We start from the raw sequence: 23,760 nt of genomic DNA on the forward strand, positions 1-23,760 counted from the left end.
CGCTTATCTTACCGACATCCACTTGATCCAGAGATTCCGGTCGTGCGCTCGTAATTCTTTTATTGTTAAAACGACTTGTTCTGTTCCAAGTACTCGTTCCGCTTCAGGGATCCCACTTTTCCCGAGTGAGCGCTCCAGATTAAAATTCAGCCAGTCCAGCTTTCCTTGAACACTGCTATCGATGACGTGCGTCCAGTCGACATCAGGCAAAACTTGATTTGTTGCGTAACCGTCAAGAAATGCGTTAAATCGAACGCTGTCGAACGTATCGTTTTCCTGCTTCGACCAATAACAGGCTGTCTCGAACACGTCGACGGCTCGATGAATCAGACCCGCAGACTCCCAGTCAATCAGGACTGGACCCGTTGGTGTCCAGAGGACGTTCTTTGGATCGAGATCACGATGACTGACGATCCAGTCTACTGGCAGTTGTTTCTGTGCTTTCTGTGCTAATCTTTCAATTCGTTGCAAATGTTCCTGCTCTTCCATGAATAGCTGCAGCCACTTTCCTTGCTGCCGTTTTCCTTCTTCTAAATGACCGTTCCAATCGATTGAAGTAATTGAGGTATCCGGCTTTATAAAGCCAGTCGTCGCTATGGAAAGACCGTGCAATAGTCCTAATTGAACTCCGATTTGTCGTGCATGTGCCGATCGAAGCTGGTCGGTTGATAACGTCTTGCCATCGATCCAGTCAAACAAAAGGTAATCCGATCCGTCAATCGTCTGTACCGCTTGATCGTTGATGCAACGTGCCGGTAATGCTGCTAAGTGAAATGACGCTTGCATGGCGACCGCTTCTGACATCTTAAAATTATTTCGTGCTTCAGGGCGTCGCATGATGTCCGGATTCAATCGCTTTAAGACGTAAGATCCAGTCGTCGTCTGTAGTCGCCATGTCTCATGCAAGAGTCCGCCTGTCAATCGTACAGGTTCGCTAATCATTTGCCCTAATAAAAATCGTTCACAAATCAAATTCATCGTTTGTTGCATCATATTCTCCATTTCGTTCGTTCCAACCGATCCGTGAAATGCTACACTAGTTCTGCATGATTTCATTGAACACGAAGGAAGGTTTTTAGTATGAAACAAATTCATCACATCTGTATTCAGACAACGGATTATGCTGCGTCTAAACAATTTTATGAACAGCTCGGATTCTCGCTTGTTCAAGAGTCGCCTGGGTTTCACGACCGTGACTTTAACAGCTGGTTACGTCTCGGCGACTTCTATATCGAGTTGCAAACACCCAAATCGGGTCAGCCGTTCACCGATTATACGAAACAAGCAGCGGGTCCCGTCCATTTCGCACTTTACGTTGACGACTTGCAAGAAGAAGTAACACGTCTAGAACAACTCGGGATGCCATTTTTACCGAAACACGGCGGAAACATCTACTTCGTCGTCGATGGTCATCTCAGCAAATTAAAAGCACCCGAAGGAACAATCATCGAGTTACGGGATACGTTTGCGATTCATGGTTGAATCTTGAAAATATCTTTATTAATGATTTTTTTATGAAAGAATCCCAATCATAAGTAAAAAGCTAACGATTTGTAATCTAAGCATTTCTAGATCCACGTCGTTAGCTATACTTTTATTTGATTTTAATATGTTTTTGATTTTCTATAAAGGCACCATTTGATGCAATTACTTTTTTATACCAATCAAATGACGCCTTTTTTTGTCTTCGATTCGTTCCACTGCCATCATCATGACGATCTACATAGATATAGCCATACCGTTTTGCATATTCTCCGGAAGAAGCACTAACAAGGTCAATACATCCCCAACTCGTGTAACCGATAAGTTCAACACCGTCTTGTATCGATTCGTACATTGCGCGTATATGATCTGTTAAATAAGCAATTCGATAGTCATCTTGAATGTTTCCTTCACCATCCAATTCATCAAATGCTCCTAATCCATTTTCGACGATGAATAAAGGAAGTTGATAACGGTCGTATAGCTGATTTGCCGTTAAACGGAGTCCTTTCGGATCAATCGTCCATCCCCATTCCGATTGATTTAGATATGGATTTTTAACAGTCGGGAACACATTCCCCGCCGTCATCTTATTCAGTATTTCTGGATCAGTACTGATACAGCGACTCGAGTAATAACTAAAGCCAATAAAGTCCACTGTGTGGTTGCGCAATAGTTCAATATCACCTGGTTCCATCTGAATTTCAATTCCAGCATCTTTCAATTGTCTTAATGCATAACCAGGATAGGCACCGCGAGCTTGTACATCAATGAAGAAGAAATTCTCACGATCACGTTCCATCGCTTTTTCGACGTCATCTGGGTTACAGGTATAAGGATATGTCATGGCTGCTGCTAACATACACCCAACTTGAAGATCCGAATTAATCGTATGAGCAATTTCCACGGCACGCGCACTCGCCACCAATTGATGATGTGCTGCTTGATACTGAATTTGTTGCCGATTCTCTCCTTCAACGAATACTAATCCAGCTCCCATATAAGGAAGGTGGAACAACATATTTATTTCATTGAAAGTCATCCAATAGCGAACTTTTGAATGATACCGGGATACAATCGTCTTCACATATTGTTCGAAAAATGTAACCATCTTTCGATTGCGCCAACTTCCGTAATGCTCTACTAAATGAACGGGAACATCAAAATGCGCCATCGTGACAACCGGTTCAATTCCATATGTTAATAATTCATTTAACACATCATCGTAAAACTTCAATCCTTGTTCGTTTGGTTGTTCTTCATCACCATTTGGAAAGATACGCGCCCATGAAATCGATAGACGAAGTGCTTTAAATCCCATTTCAGCGAATAACGCAATATCTTCCTTGTAGCGATGATAAAAATCAATCGCATCATGGGATGGATAAGTTAGTTCTGGGAGCGGCTCATAATGTGATAAGTCTCCTTTCATGACGGCTCTTCGAGTTGACCCACTAGGAATTAAATCAACGGAAGATAATCCCTTTCCATCGGATAAATAGGCACCTTCTGCTTGATTGGCAGCAATAGCGCCACCCCATAAAAAGTTTTTTGGAAATTGCATCGTCTCATCCTTTCTTATGCAAAAGCAGGTTTATTGTATTTACTCACTGAAATTTGATCTTGGTCAATCGTAATTTGTCGTTCTTCTGATAAATTCGTGAAAATCACAGGTGTGATGATGTCATACCCTTCCGATTGAATCGATTCCATATCAAAAGTGATTAATACATCTCCTGGTTCGATTTTCTGGTCTTGTGTGACGTGTAATTCGAAGTGAGTTCCATCTAAGCGTACCGTATCAATCCCAACATGAATGAGAATCTCCATTCCGTCCTCTGATCGAATACCAATTGCATGTTTGCTTGCAAATATAGCAGTTACTTGACCTGACACTGGGGCAACGACTTTTCCTTCAGTCGGAACGACTGCGAAACCTTGTCCCATCGCTCCACTTGCAAACACACTATCCGAAACTTTTTCGAGAGACACGATTTGACCTGACACTGGGCTTGGAATCGTCATCTCTGTTGATGGACGAACATTTATTTCCGCTTCTTTTTCAATTGGATCATCTTCAAATCCAAGGATGTATGTTAAGACCATCGATAATAAGAATGAGACACCGACACCAATTAATAACCCGTAAAATGCTGTCATACTATCTCCAATGAAGACGGGTAATGTCAATAATCCCGGAGGACCAGAAGCTACCGCTACACTTCCAAAATGTCCTACAATTCCTCCACCTACTGCTGCACTAATGACCGCTGCAATGAAAGGGCGCTTTAAGCGTAAAGTAACTCCATATACAGCTGGCTCTGTAATACCGAATAATGCGGTAATTCCCGTAGATCCTGCTAATGTCTTTAACTTTTTATTTTTTGAACGAAGCATGACACCGAATGAAGCTCCTGCCTGTGCAAAAATTGCTGGAGCAGTTGCTGGTTTGATATAGTCATATCCTTTAGTCGCAATGTTATTGATGAAAATCGGAACGACTCCCCAGTGAATACCGAAAATGACAAGGACTTGCCATACACCAGCAATAAACGCCCCTGCTAAAATTGGGTTAAATGCTAATACCTTTAAAATGAACGCAGCAATCAAGTCGCCTGACGTGACGCCGATTGGTCCAAACACGATTAATGTCAATGGAACGATTGTAATGAGAGCAATCAAAGGTGTAACAAAATTTTTAACACTCTCATGGATATGTCGATTGAAGAATTTTTCAACATAACTCATAACCCAAACGGCAAGAATGATTGGAATGACCGTAGAGGTATATGACATCATCGTCACGGGTATACCGAAGAATGTCGTCGCGACTGCATCCGTCTTCAGTTGAATGATTGTCGGATAGATCAAGGCACCTGCTACTGTCATGGCAACAAATTGATTCGCACCAAACTTCCGCGCTGATGTAACCGCTAACAAAATAGGTAAAAAGTAAAAGAGACTATCCGCTGTAGCATTTAAAATAATATACGTAGTTTCAGTAGGAATTAACCAACCTGCATTCGTCGCAATCGCAAGTAACCCCTTTAAGATACCAGCTCCCGCCATGACACCAAGCAATGGCGTAAAGATACTTGAAATAATATCGATTGCTCGACCAAAAATGTTTCCTTTTTCATTTATCTCACTAGTGTCTGTTGACTCCTCCATCAGCTTTGTTTGTTTCCCAATTGCTTGATATACCTCAGGTACTGTATTTCCGACAACGACCTGAAATTGCCCTCCGCTCTCTTTTACTGCAATGACACCTTCTAGTTTTTCAAGTTTTAATTTATCAGCCTTTACTTTGTCTTTAAGTACGAAACGTAGACGGGTCGCACAATGAACAAGTGAACTAACGTTTTGTTCGCCTCCGACAGATTCAATGATTTCTTTTGCCAATTGATCGTATTTCATAAGACACCTCCATAGTTGATAGACACAAAAAGAAACCCAGATGAGAACAAGTAACGTATTTCATGAAAATACGTTTTGTTTCACCTAGGTTTCGCCTGCTTGACCAGTAACAATCCCATTAAATATATTTATTAAACATATAATAACAATTATACATTTATATGTCAACCTTTCTTTTTTTCTTTGATTAACCTTGTGATATGAACCGTTAGGTACAGTTTCTCTTCATCCGTCAACCGATAATCATATTTTGTCTGAATAAAGGTAGCGATTTTTTCAGTGCAGACATAGGACTTTGGATATTGCATTTTCACTAAATCGAAAAGCGCACTCTCATCTCCTTCGTATTCGGTTCGTGACACGAGTCGTTGTGCAAAAAATTTAAGGTGAGTAACAAAACGATGATAGGCGAGAGCATTCTCATCCCATTCTAATGCAAAGTGGTATTTTACGAGATTTAATACTTCTTGAATGACTTTTGTCATTGAGACGATGTTCGGCATCTCTTCGTTTAATTCAGCATTCACGATGTGAAGTGCAATATAGGCTGCTTCGTCTTCAGGTAATATGATATTGAATTTTTCTTCAACTAGTTCAAGTGCTTGCAGACCAACACTAAACTCATCTTGATATAAACGTTTAATCTCCCAAAGCAATACATTTTTGATCTCTAAACCTTTTTCATGACGTTCTAATGCAAAATGTAAATGATCGGCAAGAGCGATATAGACAAGTTCATTGAGTTTTTTTCCAAGCGTCAATTTAGCAATCGTTACGATATCATCAGTCAAGACGATGATTTCTTCAGGAATTTCTTGAAGTAGTAATTTAAATCGTTCATGATTGCCAGCATCATCGAGATAAAAGACTTTTTCAACATCGGAGGCTAATATCGCCTGCCCTGAATTCCGTTTAAATCCGATCCCCTTCCCCATGACGACTCGCTCACGCCCTGCTTCGTCAAATACACTGATGACATTGTTGTTGAAAATTTGATGAATGATCATAGGTGACCTCCTTCCAAATCGAAAAAATAGAAAAACCCAAATCAAACGTCACTCACGGTTCCAGTGATCGCTGATTTGGGTTTCGCCTGCTTGACCAGTAACAATCCCTATTCCATTACATTCTATACCATTTTTGATAACGGTTACAAGCATCATTTTTATAAACATTTAATTCTTCACATCTTTCGATTCACGTACAGCAATACAAGCGGAAAGAATAAAAGTTGTCCTCCTAATGCTAGTAACAGAGCAAATTGAATGTCTTGAATGATCGACAGATTAACGAGTACCAAGATTAAAAAAAGATATCCGATACTTACGAGATAAGCGATATGTCCACTACGGATTTTAACCGCTCCTTGGCGCTCATCATACGGTTCCGTTGGCGAGAATACCGTTCCTGTGATACGTGACGTGACACCTGCTAAAACAAGGATGATTCCGAGTGTTTTAGCCGCTGGATCCGTCATTGTTAAGTAAAGACCCGCTCCAATTAAAATGATGTCTAAGAACACATTGACTCGCTTCATGCTGTTCCCTCCTCGCTCGTTCGATTCGGTGTAAAAATTTCTTCGATTCGCCGCTCAAATAGATCAGCTAGTGTAAACGCGAGGTCGAGTGACGGATTATACCGCTCTTTTTCAATGGAAATGACCGTCTGACGCGACACATTCAATCGTTTTGCCAGTTCGCCTTGCGACCAGCCTCGTTCTTCGCGCATCTCCTTGACTATATTTTTCATGATTCCACCTCGTAATTCCACTATATGTAAATAACACACTACCTGTCAAGTTTCCTTTACAACCTCTTTGTTCGCTTCCACATGATATATCGATCATCACTCCCGACCTGAATCAATCTCGCTTTTTCGAGCACTCGGATCGATGCTTTATTCGTCGACTCCGTCTTCGCAAGTACCCCTGTCACTTCCGTTTGTTCAAACGCCCATTTAATCAATGCTTGAACTGCTTCCGTCGCAAACCCTTGATTGAGATACGCTGGTAACAGACCATAACCGATTTCAACCGCTTGTCGTATGTCCGGCTTCCCCTTGAATCCGATATCCCCGATTACTTGACTATCCTTTGTCATGACGAGCCAGCTGCCCCAGTATAGTAGCGAGGGATCTGACGCTATTGACATCAAATGATGCTGAACTTCCGGTCCGTTATCGTAGTGCTGTTGTTGTAAACGTGTCACGTCATTCGCTGTACATGGATGAATCGTCAATCGCTTTGTTTGAAGGGTTATCATTACTTTGTCTCCTTTTTTAGGTTTGCCACCACTGTTGTAGGTAACGTTGGATATACCAACAAACGATAAAAAGACTTGTTGCACCGAGTATACTGTAAAAAATAGGAATCCCTAAGCGGATCAATCCATATAAGACGGCAAGCAATAAGAACGTCGCTGGTAATCCGAGTAACACACTCTTTAAGAATGTACTCAGTTCTGCCCGTTCACTTCCCTGTTTAACGAGCCAGGCAAAGCTAATCAGACTGACGACGGGCAATGCAGACAACACACCACCCAGTGACGGTGAACGCCGGGCGACTTCGGTAACAAGACCAATGACTAGTGCGCTCGAAAACACCTTAACGAGAAAAGCAGTCATCTGCCGCCTCCCGCAACAATCGAAACGCCTGTTCAATCGCCTGTTGGTCTGTTTTTGACATCGTAGCAAGGACTTGATTTAACCGTTCAGGATCAAGTTCCGTATGACGACGAACAATTATATCCCCCATGTCTGTCAAACCAATCGTCACTTGGCGTTGGTCTTCTGGATTCCGTTTTTTTTCGATATAGCCTAATCTGTCCAACTTTTTGACGTGCTCGGACGTCGTATTATGTGAGAGGCGAAATGCCTCGGCAATCTGCTTGATCGTCGGATTCACCGCAAATTGAATGTATTGCAAAATACGCACACTTTGGTGAGACAGGTTTTCTTCGAACCGTGGATGTAATTGATAATAAATTTTTGCAAAATCAGCTGAAATCATGATGCTCCCCCCTTATATCGTATAATTCGAATATATCGTAAAACACGATATATTAATAGAGAAAGAGATGTGTTTCATGAAAAAAACGTTAGCTACTATCGTATTGGTCATTCTTTTTCTCAGTGGATGCTTAGCGGAGACGACGATGACAACGACGGACCTCATCGCGGCGGATGCCATTAAACAAGATCAAGACGTCATCCGCTTGAACGATCGCGTGTATCGACTAGATCAGGTCGTAACCGTCTCGATTCTTTCTTTGACTCCTGGTCCACGTGTTCAAAAAATAGCATCCGAAAAGACGCTCAAGGACGGCATGGCAACTCGTCTTAATAGCGATACGGTCATCTATCAAGAAAAAGATGATACGATGTTTTTATATGTGCAGCAAAACAAGAAGTGGTATCGCTATCAATCCATTCCTGAAGGATGAGGAGGAAGACAGATGCAGTATCCAACGACATTGGGCACGAAAAATGGCTACATCCACAATCCAACTTCCGCTGAAGCGATTCCTGTCCGTTATCGTGCCGTGAGTCAGGACGTCGTCGCCTATGTACAAACCTTATCCGCGTTTCATGGCGTGTACTTGTATGGCAGCGTCGCCAAAGGAACGGCGCGTCCCTTTGAATCCGACCTCGATTTTACACTGATTTTGACAGAACCGTTGACGGAAGAAGAACACATGCAGTTAGATGAACGGACAGAAGACTGGTTGAAGGACTATCCATTCGTCACCAAAATCGATTATGACATCGGTCTGCTTGGCGACGTCATACGGGATGACGAAGCACTTCGCTGGGGCGTCTGGTTGAAATCCGTCAACTTGTTTTTGGCAGGCGAAAATCTCCAAAGTCGATTTCCATCCCTTCGTCCGACAAGCGCTCTTGGCTTCGCGTTAAACAGTGGAGTATATGAGCAGTTAAAAACGGATTTATTTCTCTTAGAAACAAGTCAGGTCGCTTTGCTTCATTCCGATTCGATCGTGAAACAGATTGTTCGGAGCGCCTATCACCTTATTCTAGAAGACGATCAAAGCTTCGTACATGACCTAGAGACACTCCGCCCAATCTTGCTTCATTATTTCCCTGACGAACCGCGCTTTTTGTCACTGTTCGCTGCATACGATACACACCAAATCGTTTCGCTAGAGGATGTCCACTACTTTGTAGACTGGTTCGCGTCTCGAATGCAGGACGAATCAATCCTTTAATCGAAACAGACCAGTCCACAGTCCAACATGACCAAATAATGCCTCTGGATTGTCGACGGGTTTCATTTCCTTTAGTTCGATGACGTCGAATGCATCGAATATGGAGAGTAATCGCTCTTTCGTATAGCCAAGTCCGCCATGGAGACTATTTTCTTGATAGACTTCCCAGTCCGTCAATGTCGCCCCGCCTAGCGGACCACCCGCAACAAAACACGTCAATCCGAAATATCCTCCTGGCCGCAACATCTCTTTTATTCGCGTCACGTAGGTCAAACGTCGATGTGGCGCCATATGATGAAAACAGCCGGAATCGTAAATGAAATCATATGTATTCTGTTCGGTCGTCTTTAGAAAATCTTGTTTTCGAAACGCAACATGCGCTCCAGTCTGTTGTGCTTGTTCTGTTGCCCAGTCTAACGCGGTTGCTGAAAGATCGAGTCCCGTCACCGAAAAACCGTGTGTTGCGAGGTAGATCGCGTTACGTCCCGGTCCTGTCCCGAGATCTAACGCGTCACCCGGTGAGAGCCATCCCTGTTCGATATAGCGAACTAAGTTCTCGTCAGGAATGTTCTTAAAAAACGGGACCGGTTTCGTCCGATCTTCATAAAACCTGTCCCAAAACGGTTCTGGTTCACGCAATCGCGCGTCGAGCATCTTTAAAATATCCTCCATCGTATCAATCGTTTCTGTTTCTGTCATTGATCAGTTCCCCCTCTTTTCTTCTATAATAATGTATTCGCGTTTCATCTCTGATTCTCCTGTATTTCAAAGATGAAAATGCGCTATTTTTCTTACCTTACGATATTGTTAGTATGTTCTCGAAATCGCTCATGCTACACTAGCCTTTAATTGAAACAACCATTCAAAAGGGAGATATCTTGCATGCGTCAACATCCGACTTCCACTTCCACCTTATCAACGGATGAGAAGATCATCCGCTTGATTCAAGGTCTTCATCAAATGCACCATTCACCTATGAAAGCTACCCATTATCAAAAGTTAGCAGCTCAACTTCCTTATCCTTCTCTTGAAGAGATCAATGCCCGATTCGGTTCGTGGGCACACCTGTTAGAACGAGCAGGGATCGTCAAGGCTTCCCACTTATCGACGAAAGATCGCATGACATTAAACCGTCCCGCTGCGGTCAAGCGAACGAAACGGTGGTCGATCGAAGAGAGCGTCGCCTTTTATGTCGCACAAAAAGGAACGAACATGACGATTCGCTCCTACACGGAATTGCGGGATCTACATCCAGAGATGCTAAGTGCGAATACGATCATTCGTCGTTTCGGCACGTGGAAAAATGCCTTAGCACACTTCGACCTCACCTCGAACGGCTTCTTCACCGATCAAGACTGCTTAGATGCTCTTCAACAAGCTGCAGCCACACATGGACCGCTTCTGACGAGTCAACAATATGCTAAGTGGGCGCGTGCGCATCAAGCACCTTCACTGACGTTGTTGATTGAACGCTTCTCCAGTTGGCGCGAAGCTTTACGTCGTCTCGAGATCGAATAAAAAGGATCGTGCCCGCTGATTGATTCGACGGGACACGATCCTTTTTGATTATTGTTTTGGCAATCGTAGCAGCTCATGATCCTCTCCTTCAGCGCATTTACGTAACGTATAGGTTGCCTTCTGCTTCACGATCGTCTTGTCGAGTTGTCGACAGACTTCGTTTTTGCGATCAATGTCTGTCGTACCGAACTGATCACGCGATGAATCGGACGTATAGTGATACGACTTGCCATCATACTTGATGTCATACAACACCGGATCACCTTCAGTCGTAAACGCCGTGATGCGAATCTGATCCGATTTGCCTTGCGTTGACTTTTTCAAAAAGGACTCGAATCGGTCTCTGTTCGCAACATCCTTCTGGACAATGATGTCGCCATTCTTCTTCTCCTCTTCCATCGTATACGTTCCGCAACCGGCTAAACAAAGCAGACATACCACAAGACAGAGCTTTCGCATCACTCACCGACTCCTTCTCACTATTTCGCTAATAGACGATCGAGGCGATACAGTTGCGACGTAAAGCCCTCCTTCATCCCCATACCGAGCACTTCTTGCACAGCTTCTTCTGTCTCATAGGTCGACTCGAAGACGATCAACGTCGTCTCCCCATGGTCAATGAATGTCGTGACATTCTCGCTTCCTGGTAAATGTTCAGAGATCACCCCTGACGCGTCCGAGAAGTAATCGGCATGACTATACGTGTTCGGAGCATCGATGTTTCTGAAAATCGCTTTCCCCCACGACTCCATGCCGTAAAAGTCACCTTGCGCCGGATCAACACAGCGCATGCAATAATGCCACATACCACCCGGTTGAAATTCGAACGTCTTGATCGTTGTCTCCCAGCCTTCCGGTCCCCACCACGCTTCAAGCTGTTCTTTTTCCGTAAATGCGGCAAAGACGCTATCTCGCGGCGCTTCACACGTCCATTCCATTCGTAGCGTCTTCCCCTCAATTGAAGTCTTCAATTCCTTTTTCATTCGTCCCGTCTCCCTTCACGTTCGACTGAATCTGCTTCAAATGTGCGTCTAAACGATGCATGCGGGCTTCCATTTGCGCTAGCGAGTTGCTCCATATGACGAGTTCTCGAAACGCTTCTGGGCGAAGGCTATACAAGCGACGATTCGCCTGTCGTTCGACAGTGATCAGTTCCGCGTCAAGCAACAGCTTCAAATGCTTCGAGGTTTGCGGTTGGCGTAACTGTAATTGTTCAGCTAACTCATTGACGGAGCGAGGACCGTTTCGTAACGCTTCGATCAGTTGGAGCCGTGTCGCGTCTCCGAGTGCTGAGAATCGTATTGGTATCCGATCGTTCATATCCGTTCACCTCTTTATTTTATATATTCCCAATTCGGAATATTCTAAACTAAGAATATAAAAAATGCAAAATGATTGTCAGATGCGTTCAAATGACGTACGTTCTAAACAACCTGTATGAAAAGAGCGTGAACCAATGAAGACCGAATGGATGGAAGCATTCCTCGTCACCGCGGAGACCGGCAGCCTGACGAAAGCAAGCGAAGTATTGCATATGACGCAACCGGCGTTAAGTAAACAAATCAAAAGTCTTGAGAGTGCGCTTGATGTCTCTTTGTTACACCGATCGGCACATGGTGTCACGTTGACGCCAGCAGGCGAAATCGTCTTTGAAGAGAGTCGTGAACTGATTGATCGGATCGATCAGATGAAACGACGGATCGGTACGATCGACGAACGGACGACATTAACGCTCGGATCATGGCCAAGCGTCGCGATGACGTATCTCCCGCGTCACGTCTCGCGTCAAGCAACAGCACCAGATCTCAAGTTGAAGACGGCGCATACGACGATCGATTTGATGCAAGGTCTTGAAGAACGCCGATACGATGCTGTCTTACTCGACGATCGTCACCATGTCCATCCGTATCATACGACCCATTTGTATACGGAGAACTTTTTACTTTATGTCCATCAAGACGATGAACGATTCACAGGCTGTACGTCTGTGGCGTTTGAGCAAATTCGTGACGCCTCTTTCTTGTCGCTTCCGATCGATTGCGATTCGACGAACATCCTAAAGGACGCGTTCATCGAGCGAGGTGCCGTCTACCAAGCAGAAAACGAGATGGAATTCGGTTCAAGCGTCCTCGGTTTCATCCGTGCAGGGCTCGGTATTGCCCTGTTGCCGGAGATTTTCCAAGACGGACTATCCCCAGAAATCAAGACGTTACCGGTCGACGGGTTTGATGTCGTCCGTGAATTGTCACTCGTCTCACGGGACGCCTCTCATCATGCGATTCTGCTTGATTTACTTGGTCAGTCGCGCTGAAGGTGCACTTGTAGTTCATGCCTCAGCCCATCGACTTGATCTTGTGAAATCGCCGAATCCGGTGTGTCACCGTACCGGACGAGATGGTAGATCGATGGATCAAGCGTGACATCAATCCGTTGTAACCATTCGCCGACCGTCTCTTCGGAGCGGCGGCGTTTTTGTCGTGTCAGTTGCCGATCGAACTTTTGTAACAGACGGCGAATCTCTGACTCTGATTCTTCACCAACAAGTGTTTGTCGTGTCGAACGATTTGGGGAAAACACCGGCGGCGGCTGCATTAAATCGTCGATTACATTCTCTCGTTTGCGTCGTTTTCGCAAACGCTTCAAGAAATAACGCACACTAAAGATGACAATCAGTAGTATGACAAGACCGATGACGCCGTAAAAGGTAGCAACACCTAAGGCATCCTTATCCGCAAATCCCCCGCTTTGGATGTCCATTTTTTGCTCGGTCGGTTTTCCTTCTTCTTTCCCGCCTCCATCAACCATAAATCGGGCTTGATAGGTTGCCGGATCATAAAAGAAATAACGATAGACTTCTGTACCGACTAGTTGAATAGCAGCAAGGCTCACGAGTGTTATACATAATGTCACAACTAAACCACGCTTCATCTCATCCCTCCTTTTCAATATTTTACCATCTCCACTCTACCTTGGAGTGATTTTTCTTTCTTTTCAGTCAATTTTTCATTAGAGTAAGTGATGACTCTCAATAAAAGGACGTGACATCATGTATCTTCCAAGTTTTTCGTTAACCGATCAGACATTTCTCATCACAGGAGCTGGTCGAGGCATCGGACGTGCGCTCGCCATCGGAATGGCAGAAGCCGGTGCCGACATCATTCTCGTCGCCCGGACGGAACGCGATTTGACGGAGACGGCACAAGAAATCGAACGACTTGGTCGAACGGCTTACATATTCCCGTGCGACATCACTGACCGGAAACAAGTCGTCGAGACGGTAGCTCGTGCTTACGAACAAGTACCGCAGATTGATGGGCTCGTCAACAATGCTGGGATGAACATTCGTTCGAAGGCACTCGATGTAACAGAAGACGAGTGGGAAACGATCCAACAGACTAATCTGAAATCCGCTTTCTTTTTCGCTCAAGAAGTCGGTAAACGGATGCAGGAGACAGGTGGAAGCATTCTGAATATCGCCTCGGTTGCTGGTCACGTCGCCTTACGGACCGGCGTCGTATATGCGACGACGAAAGCGGCGATGATTCAGATGACGAAAGTACTGGCGCTTGAATGGGGACCACGAAACATTCGCGTCAATGCGATCGGACCGTGGTATTTTAAGACACCATTAACGGAACCATTGCTGAAAGATTCTACATACCTGCAAGAGATCGTTGACGTGACACCACTCGGGCGGGTCGGTGAATTAGAAGAACTGGTTGGACCAGCCGTCTTCTTATCGTCTGCCGCTGCCCGTTACGTGACCGGGCAAACGCTTTATGTCGATGGTGGGATGACGATTAAAGGTTTTTAAGACAGAAGAAGACGGATGCGCATCTGCCCATCCGTCTTCTCGTATCTGAAAGGAGCTTCATCATGTCAAAACGTATTGCACTCGTCACTGGTGGCTCCCGTGGCGCCGGACGTGGCATCGCCTATGCCTTAGGTGACGCCGGAATGATCGTTTACGTCACGGGACGAAGTACGAATGAACAGACGACGGATCATCGAAGCGAAACGATCGAAGAGACGGCTGCTGGTGTCACGGTACGCGGCGGACTTGGCATCCCCATCGTTTGTGACCATACGAGTCTTGACGATATCGATCGTCTCATTCAGCAGATCCAGCACCGACATGGTCGAATCAATCTCCTCGTCAATTGTGTGTTCGGTGGTTCGGAAAGCCATTTACCGTCTGGAACCGGACGACGGTTTTGGGAGCGACCACCGGAGCATTGGGACGCGATGATGTCTGCCGGACCAAAAGCGTATTTGTGGACGATTCGGGCCGCGATGCCATTACTGCAACAAAGTCCAGCCGCACTCGTCATCAATTTGACGTCATTCGCTCCAGATCAGGTTGCAGGAAACCTCTACTATGATTTGGCAATGCAAACAATTAATCGGATGACGTACGTCATGGCGCAAGAGCTGACTCAAACGAATATCTCTGTCATCGCGCTCTGCCCCGGTTTCATGCGAACGGAACGGGTTGTCGATGCCGGTTTCGCGAGTGCCACGACTGAATCGACGACCTATATCGGACGAGCCGTTACAGCGCTGATGGCGGATGAAGATGTTAGACGTTATTCTGGACAAGCCGTCTTCGTTGCCAATCTCGCGAAGACCTATCAATTTACGGATCAGGACGGAACGCAGCCACTACCGTTTTAATTTCTTTAATCGATGATTTCAAATAGTTTTCGATCACTCACTTCCGTTCCGGTCGTACTGAATCAAAGACCTCTTTCGCATCAAAGAATGGATCGAGTACGCTCGTCTTTCCAGCAACGGCTTGGCGTAAACGAATCCCATCAACGTTGATCCGGGCTTGGCGGAAGTAGTCGGGACCAATTTGCTTCCACGCATGTTGACTCGCATCGACATTGAAGAAATACCGGAACCCGCTATCGATGAGCAAACGATATTTCTCACCCGAATAATCGTGCCAATCCCCGACATCACTGCCGTAAGGATAAATCAGTTGCGGCGTTTTTCCAATCAGCGGGGCAACGTCCTGTTTGTAGCGTTTAAGATCCGCGCGGATCGTCGCGACTGATTCTTTTCCGACCCAAATATGTCCGTACGTATGACTCGCGAACTGCCAGCCGTCCTTGTTTAATGCGACGGCGGTCTGCTTCGCTTGTTTTCGTGCCGTTTCGACCTTTTCATTGTGCCCATATTGATTGTAAGAAGAACGATACCCGAGCACTCCGTTATAGCCTGTGATGCCGAGCAACCCTTTCGCGCCTTTATACGAAAAGTCAGGATGAGACTGGACGAACGCATCGACGATTGGTACGAGTTCATAGGCGCCGTCGGGCTTTCCGACCATCGTGTTGACGATTTTGCCATCCTTCACTTTTAAATTCTTCGCAAATCCATCCCCTTCCATGTATTCGTAATAATTGACGTCATCCTGCGAGAGAACGAGCGGATGTTTTCCTTTTGGTAAACGAACCGGTGTCTCGACAATCTTTCCGTTCGCTTCTTTTGCTAAATCCGTCGGTCGGACGAGTACGTAATCGTTTTTATACAATGCATCCAAAATTCGTTCGAACTCCTGTTGCGTCACCATATAATCGTCGTATCCCGCCTCCTTTCGGTCGCCGTCAAACGCTTGTTTTGGATCAGCAATCAGTGAATGGAAAAAGAGATGTGGCACAGTTTTTTTCATAGGTAAGAGCGCCTGCTTTTTCTGTTCGTATTCTTCCGTTTTCAGATTCGTCTCTTTTGCGCGGACGGGTTTCAACACTTTGATCGCCCGGTCATAATCGTACTGGGCAGCGTAACGATCAGCACGCTGTATCGTCTTTTCTATGTATGCCTGTTGCGAAGCTTGTCTTTTTTGCTGTGACTCTCGTGTTTTTTCCGACTTTTTCTCGCTGACTTCGCTTTCCCCACATCCACTTAGTAGCAGACTCAGCGCCACACCGCCAATGATCCAGTTCCGTCTCATGTTTTTCGACTCCTTCATCAATTTTGACGTTTTCATCCCCCTCTATTCTAACTGTTCCCGATTGTTCAGTCGATTAACTACTTTTTTGAGTCATTCCGTTTCGTTATGACTTTCCATCCAAAGCGGAACTTCCGCTCACTCGTCTTGAGGTGTTTAATAAAGGACGTAATGAAATTCACGGAGGTGCAACAAGATGATTGAAAAGAACTTAATTAATGGTGAATGGTACGATACGACAGAAACGATTCCGGTCTACGACCCAGCAACGAAAGAACTGCTCGGACATGTTCCTGCAAGTTCAGCGGAAGACGCACAACGTTCCGTTGACGCAGCGAGCGAAGCATTCGTCAAGTGGTCAAATGAAACAGCAGACACACGCGCGAATTTAGTCGATGCCTGGTATCGCTTGATCAACGAACACCGTGAGGAACTCGCTCGGATCATGACGACAGAACAAGGAAAGCCGTACGTCGAAGCACTCGGTGAAGTCGATTACGGAAATCAATACGTCCGTTGGTACGCTGAAGAAGCACGCCGGATTTACGGTGAAACGATTCCGGCTTCTGTTCCAGGAAAACGACTCTTCGTCGAAAAAGAACCAGTCGGTGTCGTCGCAGCGATCACACCATGGAACTTCCCGGCAGCGATGATCACACGTAAACTTGCACCGGCTCTTGCAGCGGGTTGTACGATTGTCCTTAAACCATCGGAAGAAACACCGTTTACGGCACTTCGCCTCGTTGAATTAGCAGAGGAAGCAGGTATCCCTAAAGGTGTCATCAACGTCCTAACAGGTGACGCGGCAACGATCAGTGGTGTCTGGCAAGCCGATTCTCGCGTCCGGAAGATCACGTTCACAGGTTCAACAGCCGTCGGGAAATTGATCATGCGTCAAGCAGCCGATACGATGAAAAAACTATCACTTGAACTCGGTGGTCACGCACCCTTCATCGTCACGGAAAATGCGGATCTCGATAAAGCTGTCGAAGGGGCAATGCGCTCAAAATTCCGGAACGGTGGACAAGCGTGTGTCGCGACGAACCGCTTCTACGTGCAAGCGTCTGTTCTTGACGCATTCACGGAAAAATTCACAGCAGCCGTCAAACAACTGCAAGTCGGTAATGGGATGGACGCTGACTCGACAGTTGGTCCATTAATCAATGCGAAAGCCGTCGCAAAAGTCAAAGCACACATCGATGACGCTGTCGCAAAAGGGGCAACGATCCTGACTGGTGGTACGATTGACGAGTCTGTCGGCTACTTCGTCACTCCGACCGTGCTTTCGAATGTCACAGAAGACATGCTTTGCATGCAGGAAGAGACGTTTGGTCCGCTCGCACCGATCTCTGTCTTTGAGACGCTTGATGAAGTCATCGAACGGGCGAACAACACACCATACGGACTTGCGGCTTACGCGTTCTCTGAACGCATCGATGAAGCATTGATGCTCGGAAAACGACTCGAATACGGGATCGTCGGTCTGAACGATGGTGCGCCATCTGCAGCACAAGCCCCATTTGGTGGCTACAAAGAGAGTGGTCTTGGACGTGAAGGTGGCGTCTACGGCATCGAAGATTATCTCGAAGTCAAATACTTGTCGCTCGGTTAATCCATTAGACGATTTGTTTGAAGCAAACGATCGTCACTCCTAGGAAACCCCTCATTTCTAAAACGAAATGAGGGGTTTTTGTACGGCTCATACTTGCATACGAAATTTAAGGTATGATTGACATCGAACGATTTTATGGAAAGGAGCGATGGAAGAATGAATGTCATCACCTTCGGACAGAAAGAACAGAATCAACGCTACATCACAAGACCTGCTGTTTATGCGGTCATACTCGACCATCAAACAGGTAAAATCGCCGTCATTCAAAAAAAGGACGGTAAGTTGTTTCTTCCGGGTGGCGGTATCGAGACCTATGAGACGCATGAAGACTGTCTTAAAAGAGAGGTATTAGAAGAAACCGGAATAGATGTTACGGTGGTTGATTTCATCGGACGAGCCAATCAATATTTCTATTCACAAAATGAAACGACATATTATTTAAACGAAGGGCAGTTCTATCGTTGCGATGCTGGGCAGAACATATATGACCCAATCGAAGACGATCATCATCTAATATGGATTGATCCCGTTTCTGCTATAGAAGGCTTATTCCACGCACATCAACGCTACGCAGTCCAAAAGACGCTAGAAATGATTTAAATCGAGTCAAACAAAAGGTGCACAGTTCTCTTGTTCAGAGAAACGTGCACCTTTTAAATACTATCCGTTGTGACAAACGAGCAGCCTAGTCGTTATTCAACGTATTCGTACAAAACGACACTCTCGATATAGTGAATGAAGCGGCGTAATTCCTTCTCCTCTTCGTTCGAGAGATCGCCTTCTTTTGACATATTGGCAATTTCAAGACGCTGAACTTCGATGGCCTTCAGACAGAGTTCTTCCTTCTGCTGATCGACGTCCTTGCCGCCAATCGGCGACGACCAACGCGTATGTTTGAAGCGAAGTCGTTTATAGAACTCCAGCACACTTTGAACGACGTCTGGTGGATAAGATGAGCGGCAATTCTCGAGACGTTCGATCACTGTGCCCATTACCTTTTCATACAGTTCATGCTCGACTTGTGTCATTTGAATCAACGCATCAGACGACATGTTCGATCGTTTCCGCTTCCACCACAATTTACGAATCGGTTGGACGATTTGGAAACGCGAATCCTTGCCGATCGCCTTACGACGGTTTTCGATCGAGCGGAAGACATCCTTCTTCAACAGATCCGGCACCTTGTGCTCAGCGACGAAACGTTTTGATTCTTCCTTTTCCCACTGGACGGCTTCCAGTCGCAGTGCTTTCAATTGATCATTGAATTGATCGAGCTCTTCCTGACTTTTTTCCTGTGCCCGAAGTAACCGAAGCATGACATGATACTCATTAAGGAGATCAAACGCAACGACTGCATTGTCTTCGTCCGTCACTTGTTTAATTTCTGAGATTGCACGGCGAATCATCCGTTGTTTTTGGGCATTCAGGTCGAGTGCGATTGGTGTAGCCGCCTCACCACGGTTCAAGACCGGTAAAAGAATCGTTGCGAGAACGAGTGTATAGATAATGACACCCGCTGCAAGGAAGATAATCAATGAGCGTTCTGGGAAGGCTTCGCCGGACTCCGTCAAGAACGGTAATGACAAGACCCCGACCATCGTGATCGTTCCGCGAACCCCGACCAGTGTCGTGATTAAATCTTGTTTGAAGGACGGTCGACGATGATCGCGGTCCTCTTTTTTAAAGAACCGATGATCGAACCAATTGAAGAACATCGTCCAGACGAGACGGATCGCGAGAATGAATGAACCGATTTCGATGACATATAGCATGAGACGCCAGTTGTTGATCGCGTCATCCGCAAAAATCTCGCGTGTCGCTTCTGGTAACGTCAAACCGAGCAATAAGAAGATGATCCCGTTTAACGTATACGCGATCATCGTCCAGATGTTATCCGTCAACGTCTGCTCTTGTGCAAAGAACGTTTCCGTCCGTTCTTTGATCAAGGCATGCAAGATACCACCTGTCACGACGGCGATGACGCCTGACGCGTGAAACCCTTCTTCGGCGATGAAGAAGATTATGAATGGCGTTAAAATTTGCAATAAGGCATAAAAGACGACATCTTCAATGCCGGCGCGACGCAAGCGAACCTTGAGAAAGTTCATCGCGAGTGAGATCGTCAATCCGATCAATGCTCCGACGATGAACATGTAGAAGAACTCAGTCGTCGCACTTTGAAGCGAGAAATATCCTGTGACGACAGCAGCGACCGCATAACTGAACGCAACTAATCCTGAAGCATCATTGATCAGCGACTCTCCGCGAACGAGTGTCAGAATCTGTTCTGGAATCTGGACACGTTTCGCGATCCCGTTGACGGCAATCGGATCCGTTGGCGATAAAATCGCAGCCAAAGCAAAGGCAGCAGCGACTGGAATAACTGGAATCAACCAGTTGATGAAGTACCCTCCGACGATCGTCGTCAACAAGACGAGAATGATCGCGTTCCCGAAGATCGCTGTCCGCATCCGCCATAAATCTTCTCGTGGGAAGTGAGAACTATCGTTGTAAAGTAACGGTGCGATGAATAAGAGGAGGAACCACTCGGATTCGACCTCGATCGTCAAACCACTCATCAGGAGAGCGGCGACGGTTCCGGCAATGATTTGAATCAAAGCCGTTGGGATGAAACGGATGTAATGTCCGATGACTTGCGTCAATAAAATAAGCGCAAGCATCAATAAAATCAATGATAGTGTTTCCATGGAAAACCCCTTCCTCTATTGTTTCTTTCTACCTATATCCTAACATAGTTTTTTAATCAATCCTGTCCGAGCGCCTTATCGGACCGTTGCACAGCAATCATTTCTTCTGCTTGACGAATCAACTGCTCCCGGAGTTCGAGTGGTTCAAGGACTCGCACTTCCGGACCGAGCCGCATCAATTGGCGTCCGAGATACGGCAGTTCAGTTTCCGGAACCAACCATGTTCGTTCCGACTGAATCGGTAAAATCCCCTCTAGCAACCGTTCGCCTAATGGTGATACTTCCAGTTTCACCGTCGTCATCGGTACGTGTGCCGTACCCTGCTCCAAATCTGAAAAGGTTAACTCGGTTGCCGGCAACTCATGGAGCGTCACGTCTTTAATCCGATCGACACGGAACTGGCGATACCCTCGATTCGTCTGTCCATAGAAGTACCAGCGATTCTGTTCGAACGATATACCGATCGGATCCACGACGATCACGTGTCGTCCTTTTGTCGTCTCATAAAGAATATTCCCCATCCGTCCGCTCTCTAACAAGTCGAGTAACGCAGGATTTTGCGGCGACGGTGGTGTATCGACCGCTTGAAAGCGAAAGCGGTCTTTCCATTTTACAATCTGTTGCTCCGTCATTTTCGGTAACTCGTTCGCATAGCGTTCAGCGACTTCCTGTCGAATCGTACCGAATGGAAAATCGGGAATCTGTCCGACCCATTCCAGAAGGATGAATAAGACAATCGTCTCTTCATCCGTCAAGACGAGTGGCGGCATGTTCCGGTGCGGCAGCATCCGGTAACCCCCCGCTACGCCTGGTTCGCTGTAGATCGGATAACCATTTGCTTCAAGTACCGTCATGTCCCGTTGAATCGTCCGGATCGACACCTGACATTCTTCCGCAAGCATCCGTGCAGAGAAGTGTTCCCCCCGGTTTAACAAGCGGACTAAACGCCATTGTCTCGTATTCATACATTTCCTCCTCAAATAACGACATCTTTTGTCGTCATTATACGCTAAGATGAAGTCACACGATGCAAAAGGAGGAATTATGGATGTCACAACCTACGACCGTTCTTTATATCGCTTGTAGTCTTGACGGGAAAATTGCTAGACTCGACGGTTCACTTGATTGGTTATTTGCCGTTGCCGGAGACGGGGATAATGGTTATCAAGCGTTCTATGATCAAGTCGGTGCCGTCATCATGGGACGAAAAACATATGATGAGGTCCTGCAACTCAGCGAGACATACCCTTACGCAGATATTCCGAGTTATATCTATAGTTGGACGCAACGAACGTCTGAGACGGTCACCTATACGGATGAACCGCTCGATCAACTGCTTGACCGGATCACGCCAACGATCGAAGGTAACGTCTGGCTTGTCGGTGGTGGCGAATTGATTCAAGAAGCGTTGCGTTTAAAACGCATCCGCTCGATTGAACTGGCGATCGCACCCGTCATCCTCGGAACAGGCATCCCGCTGTTTCCGGAAGGGACGAATGAAACGAATCTTCGTTTGACAGCAAGTCGCCATTCGGGACAATTCCTGATGGCGACGTATGAAGTCTTGACTTAAAACAACAACAACCGGTTCGGGAAAGCGAACCGGTTGTTCGTTTATATCAGTCAGGCATTTTTCTTCGTTTTTTTCTCTTTTGGTTCCGTCCACTTGAAGATTTTATTCATGACGTTGTAAATCCGTTTTGATTCCTTCGTCATCAACGGTCCGAGGATGGCGAGAATCAAGACGTACAAGGCTGAGAATGGTGACAAGATGTCCATCAACCCACCAGCGATTCCGAGATTCGCGACGATGATCGAGAATTCCCCACGCGAGACGATTGTCAAGCCGATGTTCGAGGATGCTTTGTGTGACAAACCTGCTTTACGTCCCGCGATCATACCAGCCACATAGTTTCCGATGATCGTGATGACGACGGCACCGAGTGCGAGCCAAACGGCGTCAAGTAACATCGTCGGATCGATACTCAACCCGAAACTGAAGAAGAAGATCGCACCGAAGAAATCACGGAATGGGACGACGAGATGTTCGATCCGTTCACCTTGATCAGTTTCCGAGAAGACGAGACCGAGTAACAACGCCCCGATTGCTTCTGCAACATGAATCGTTTCCGAGAATCCGGCGATGAAGAACAAGGCAGCAAAGACGACGATGATGAAGACTTCGTCCGAGGCGATCTTCAGCATCTTATTCAAAAGCGGTGTTGCCTTCCGAGCGACGATGAAGAACAGCAACATATAGCCGAGGGCGATCAAGATTGAGGTAAGGGACGCGAGTAACGTCGTCCCACCGCCGAGAAGCAGTCCCGATAAAACCGACAAATAAACGGCGAGGAAGATGTCCTCGAACATGATGATTCCAAGAATCAACTCCGTCTCCGTATTACCGGTCCGGCGAAGATCAACGAGGACTTTTGCCACGATCGCACTCGAGGAGATCGTAATGATCCCGGCGATGACGAGTACTTCATAGAGTGGGAATCCAGCGATGAACCCGTATAAGAGACCACCGGTAAAGTTAATCGATAAATAGATCGTTCCGCTCGTGACAATCGATTTTCCAGACCGGATCAACTTACCGATCGAGAACTCGAGTCCGAGATAGAATAAAAGGAACAGGACGCCGATTCGTCCGAGGAAGCTGATGAACTCAGCACTTTCAATGAACTTGAAGTCTAGTATCCCGATTGTCGGAGCGTGCGGTCCAACAATCATCCCGAGAATTATTAGAAACGGGATGATTGAGAAATTGAGTCTGTTCGCGAGCACTGCCGCGATTGCCACTAAGATAAGCGCGGTACCGACTTCAAATATGAGATGATCCATATT

General features: G+C 46.1%; 28 protein-coding genes. 10 read left to right on the forward strand and 18 right to left on the reverse strand.

The window, feature by feature from the left end; all coding sequences use genetic code 11:
* Window positions 1-3: 3 nt before the first annotated feature.
* Entirely contained in the window at window positions 4-993 is a 990-nt protein-coding gene (locus tag L985_RS09365; RefSeq protein WP_158513346.1) for a phosphotransferase, read from the reverse strand.
* A gap of 87 nt (window positions 994-1,080) precedes the next feature.
* Between L985_RS09365 and L985_RS09370 the strand changes: the two genes are divergently transcribed.
* Complete coding sequence (locus L985_RS09370; protein WP_071908806.1) at window positions 1,081-1,482, forward strand: VOC family protein; 402 nt, start codon at window positions 1,081-1,083, stop codon at window positions 1,480-1,482.
* A gap of 112 nt (window positions 1,483-1,594) precedes the next feature.
* Here L985_RS09370 and L985_RS09375 read toward each other — a convergent pair whose 3' ends face one another.
* The 8 genes from L985_RS09375 to L985_RS09410 form a co-directional block, all read right to left on the reverse strand.
* On the reverse strand, window positions 1,595-3,046 hold the full coding sequence (locus L985_RS09375) for a 6-phospho-beta-glucosidase (RefSeq protein ID WP_047394744.1): 1,452 nt from the start codon (window positions 3,044-3,046) through the stop codon (window positions 1,595-1,597).
* 14 nt (window positions 3,047-3,060) lie between these two features.
* Entirely contained in the window at window positions 3,061-4,899 is a 1,839-nt protein-coding gene (locus tag L985_RS09380) for a beta-glucoside-specific PTS transporter subunit IIABC (protein WP_047394747.1), read from the reverse strand.
* 164 nt (window positions 4,900-5,063) lie between these two features.
* Window positions 5,064-5,906, reverse strand: coding sequence for a BglG family transcription antiterminator LicT (gene licT / locus L985_RS09385; protein ID WP_047394750.1), 843 nt, complete (start codon window positions 5,904-5,906; stop codon window positions 5,064-5,066).
* A 176-nt stretch (window positions 5,907-6,082) separates the two neighbouring features.
* Window positions 6,083-6,436 (reverse strand): hypothetical protein, encoded by a 354-nt coding sequence (locus L985_RS09390; RefSeq protein ID WP_051656274.1) that lies wholly within the window; start codon window positions 6,434-6,436, stop codon window positions 6,083-6,085.
* The gene (locus tag L985_RS09395) at window positions 6,433-6,648 is read right to left on the reverse strand and encodes a helix-turn-helix transcriptional regulator (protein WP_047394753.1); all 216 of its coding nucleotides are present in this window, start codon (window positions 6,646-6,648) and stop codon (window positions 6,433-6,435) included. Before L985_RS09395 ends, L985_RS09390 begins: the two co-directional genes overlap by 4 nt.
* 56 nt (window positions 6,649-6,704) lie before the next feature.
* A complete protein-coding gene (locus L985_RS09400) occupies window positions 6,705-7,160 on the reverse strand; it encodes a GNAT family N-acetyltransferase (protein ID WP_231925623.1) in 456 nt (151 codons plus the stop codon).
* A gap of 16 nt (window positions 7,161-7,176) precedes the next feature.
* Window positions 7,177-7,521, reverse strand: coding sequence for a DUF3147 family protein (locus tag L985_RS09405; RefSeq protein WP_029341844.1), 345 nt, complete (start codon window positions 7,519-7,521; stop codon window positions 7,177-7,179).
* On the reverse strand, window positions 7,502-7,906 hold the full coding sequence (locus tag L985_RS09410) for a MarR family winged helix-turn-helix transcriptional regulator (RefSeq protein ID WP_029341845.1): 405 nt from the start codon (window positions 7,904-7,906) through the stop codon (window positions 7,502-7,504). The genes L985_RS09405 and L985_RS09410 overlap by 20 nt, the downstream gene beginning before the upstream one ends.
* Window positions 7,907-7,982: 76 nt before the next feature.
* Here L985_RS09410 and L985_RS09415 point away from each other — a divergent pair, with 76 nt between their 5' ends.
* A complete protein-coding gene (locus L985_RS09415) occupies window positions 7,983-8,339 on the forward strand; it encodes a hypothetical protein (protein ID WP_047394757.1) in 357 nt (118 codons plus the stop codon).
* A gap of 12 nt (window positions 8,340-8,351) precedes the next feature.
* On the forward strand, window positions 8,352-9,119 hold the full coding sequence (locus tag L985_RS09420) for a nucleotidyltransferase domain-containing protein (protein WP_047394760.1): 768 nt from the start codon (window positions 8,352-8,354) through the stop codon (window positions 9,117-9,119).
* On the opposite strand, the gene L985_RS09425 is transcribed toward L985_RS09420, so the two are convergent.
* Window positions 9,108-9,818 (reverse strand): class I SAM-dependent methyltransferase, encoded by a 711-nt coding sequence (locus tag L985_RS09425; protein WP_071908808.1) that lies wholly within the window; start codon window positions 9,816-9,818, stop codon window positions 9,108-9,110. The two genes, L985_RS09420 and L985_RS09425, sit on opposite strands and share 12 nt — an antisense overlap.
* Before the next feature lie 183 nt (window positions 9,819-10,001).
* Between L985_RS09425 and L985_RS09430 the strand changes: the two genes are divergently transcribed.
* Window positions 10,002-10,637 (forward strand): homing endonuclease associated repeat-containing protein, encoded by a 636-nt coding sequence (locus L985_RS09430; protein WP_047394763.1) that lies wholly within the window; start codon window positions 10,002-10,004, stop codon window positions 10,635-10,637.
* 48 nt (window positions 10,638-10,685) lie between these two features.
* Here the strand turns inward: L985_RS09430 and L985_RS09435 are convergent, their stop codons facing one another.
* Genes L985_RS09435 through L985_RS09445 form a run of 3 tightly spaced genes read right to left on the reverse strand, consistent with a single transcriptional unit; the run spans window position 10,686 to window position 11,957 of the window.
* Window positions 10,686-11,096 carry a DUF4362 domain-containing protein gene (locus L985_RS09435; protein WP_047394767.1) on the reverse strand — a complete coding sequence of 137 codons (411 nt, stop codon included), beginning with the start codon at window positions 11,094-11,096 and terminating at the stop codon, window positions 10,686-10,688.
* 20 nt (window positions 11,097-11,116) lie between these two features.
* The gene (locus tag L985_RS09440) at window positions 11,117-11,575 is read right to left on the reverse strand and encodes an SRPBCC domain-containing protein (protein ID WP_235609825.1); all 459 of its coding nucleotides are present in this window, start codon (window positions 11,573-11,575) and stop codon (window positions 11,117-11,119) included.
* Between the two features lie 16 nt (window positions 11,576-11,591).
* Complete coding sequence (locus L985_RS09445; protein WP_052169477.1) at window positions 11,592-11,957, reverse strand: ArsR/SmtB family transcription factor; 366 nt, start codon at window positions 11,955-11,957, stop codon at window positions 11,592-11,594.
* A gap of 136 nt (window positions 11,958-12,093) precedes the next feature.
* Between L985_RS09445 and L985_RS09450 the strand changes: the two genes are divergently transcribed.
* Window positions 12,094-12,948, forward strand: a complete 855-nt coding sequence (locus L985_RS09450; RefSeq protein WP_047394774.1) for a LysR family transcriptional regulator — start codon at window positions 12,094-12,096, stop codon at window positions 12,946-12,948.
* Here L985_RS09450 and L985_RS09455 read toward each other — a convergent pair.
* Window positions 12,936-13,565 carry a hypothetical protein gene (locus L985_RS09455; RefSeq protein WP_047394776.1) on the reverse strand — a complete coding sequence of 210 codons (630 nt, stop codon included), beginning with the start codon at window positions 13,563-13,565 and terminating at the stop codon, window positions 12,936-12,938. The genes L985_RS09450 and L985_RS09455 overlap by 13 nt on opposite strands.
* Before the next feature lie 118 nt (window positions 13,566-13,683).
* On the opposite strand from L985_RS09455, the gene L985_RS09460 reads away from it, so the two are divergent.
* Together L985_RS09460 and L985_RS09465 are read left to right on the forward strand one after the other, a co-directional pair.
* On the forward strand, window positions 13,684-14,451 hold the full coding sequence (locus tag L985_RS09460; protein WP_047394779.1) for an SDR family NAD(P)-dependent oxidoreductase: 768 nt from the start codon (window positions 13,684-13,686) through the stop codon (window positions 14,449-14,451).
* Window positions 14,452-14,513: 62 nt separating this feature from the next.
* Complete coding sequence (locus tag L985_RS09465) at window positions 14,514-15,311, forward strand: SDR family NAD(P)-dependent oxidoreductase (protein WP_047394782.1); 798 nt, start codon at window positions 14,514-14,516, stop codon at window positions 15,309-15,311.
* A 37-nt stretch (window positions 15,312-15,348) separates the two neighbouring features.
* Here L985_RS09465 and L985_RS09470 read toward each other — a convergent pair whose 3' ends face one another.
* Window positions 15,349-16,596: a polysaccharide deacetylase family protein gene (locus L985_RS09470; RefSeq protein WP_235609826.1), complete on the reverse strand. Its 1,248-nt coding sequence runs from the start codon at window positions 16,594-16,596 to the stop codon at window positions 15,349-15,351.
* Between the two features lie 193 nt (window positions 16,597-16,789).
* On the opposite strand from L985_RS09470, the gene L985_RS09475 reads away from it, so the two are divergent.
* Window positions 16,790-18,205 carry an NAD-dependent succinate-semialdehyde dehydrogenase gene (locus L985_RS09475; RefSeq protein ID WP_047394785.1) on the forward strand — a complete coding sequence of 472 codons (1,416 nt, stop codon included), beginning with the start codon at window positions 16,790-16,792 and terminating at the stop codon, window positions 18,203-18,205.
* A gap of 156 nt (window positions 18,206-18,361) precedes the next feature.
* The gene (locus L985_RS09480; protein WP_047394788.1) at window positions 18,362-18,805 is read left to right on the forward strand and encodes an NUDIX hydrolase; all 444 of its coding nucleotides are present in this window, start codon (window positions 18,362-18,364) and stop codon (window positions 18,803-18,805) included.
* 92 nt (window positions 18,806-18,897) lie between these two features.
* On the opposite strand, the gene L985_RS09485 is transcribed toward L985_RS09480, so the two are convergent.
* Window positions 18,898-20,913 carry a Na+/H+ antiporter gene (locus L985_RS09485; protein ID WP_023468480.1) on the reverse strand — a complete coding sequence of 672 codons (2,016 nt, stop codon included), beginning with the start codon at window positions 20,911-20,913 and terminating at the stop codon, window positions 18,898-18,900.
* Between the two features lie 56 nt (window positions 20,914-20,969).
* On the reverse strand, window positions 20,970-21,878 hold the full coding sequence (locus L985_RS09490; RefSeq protein ID WP_047394792.1) for a helix-turn-helix transcriptional regulator: 909 nt from the start codon (window positions 21,876-21,878) through the stop codon (window positions 20,970-20,972).
* Window positions 21,879-21,961: 83 nt separating this feature from the next.
* On the opposite strand from L985_RS09490, the gene L985_RS09495 reads away from it, so the two are divergent.
* Complete coding sequence (locus L985_RS09495) at window positions 21,962-22,486, forward strand: dihydrofolate reductase family protein (protein WP_029341863.1); 525 nt, start codon at window positions 21,962-21,964, stop codon at window positions 22,484-22,486.
* 50 nt (window positions 22,487-22,536) lie between these two features.
* Here L985_RS09495 and L985_RS09500 read toward each other — a convergent pair whose 3' ends face one another.
* The gene (locus L985_RS09500) at window positions 22,537-23,757 is read right to left on the reverse strand and encodes a cation:proton antiporter (RefSeq protein ID WP_035397077.1); all 1,221 of its coding nucleotides are present in this window, start codon (window positions 23,755-23,757) and stop codon (window positions 22,537-22,539) included.
* Window positions 23,758-23,760: the final 3 nt, after the last annotated feature.

The sequence above is a fragment of the Exiguobacterium sp. ZWU0009 genome, from assembly GCF_000798935.2.
Lineage (GTDB): Bacteria > Bacillota > Bacilli > Exiguobacteriales > Exiguobacteriaceae > Exiguobacterium_A > Exiguobacterium_A acetylicum.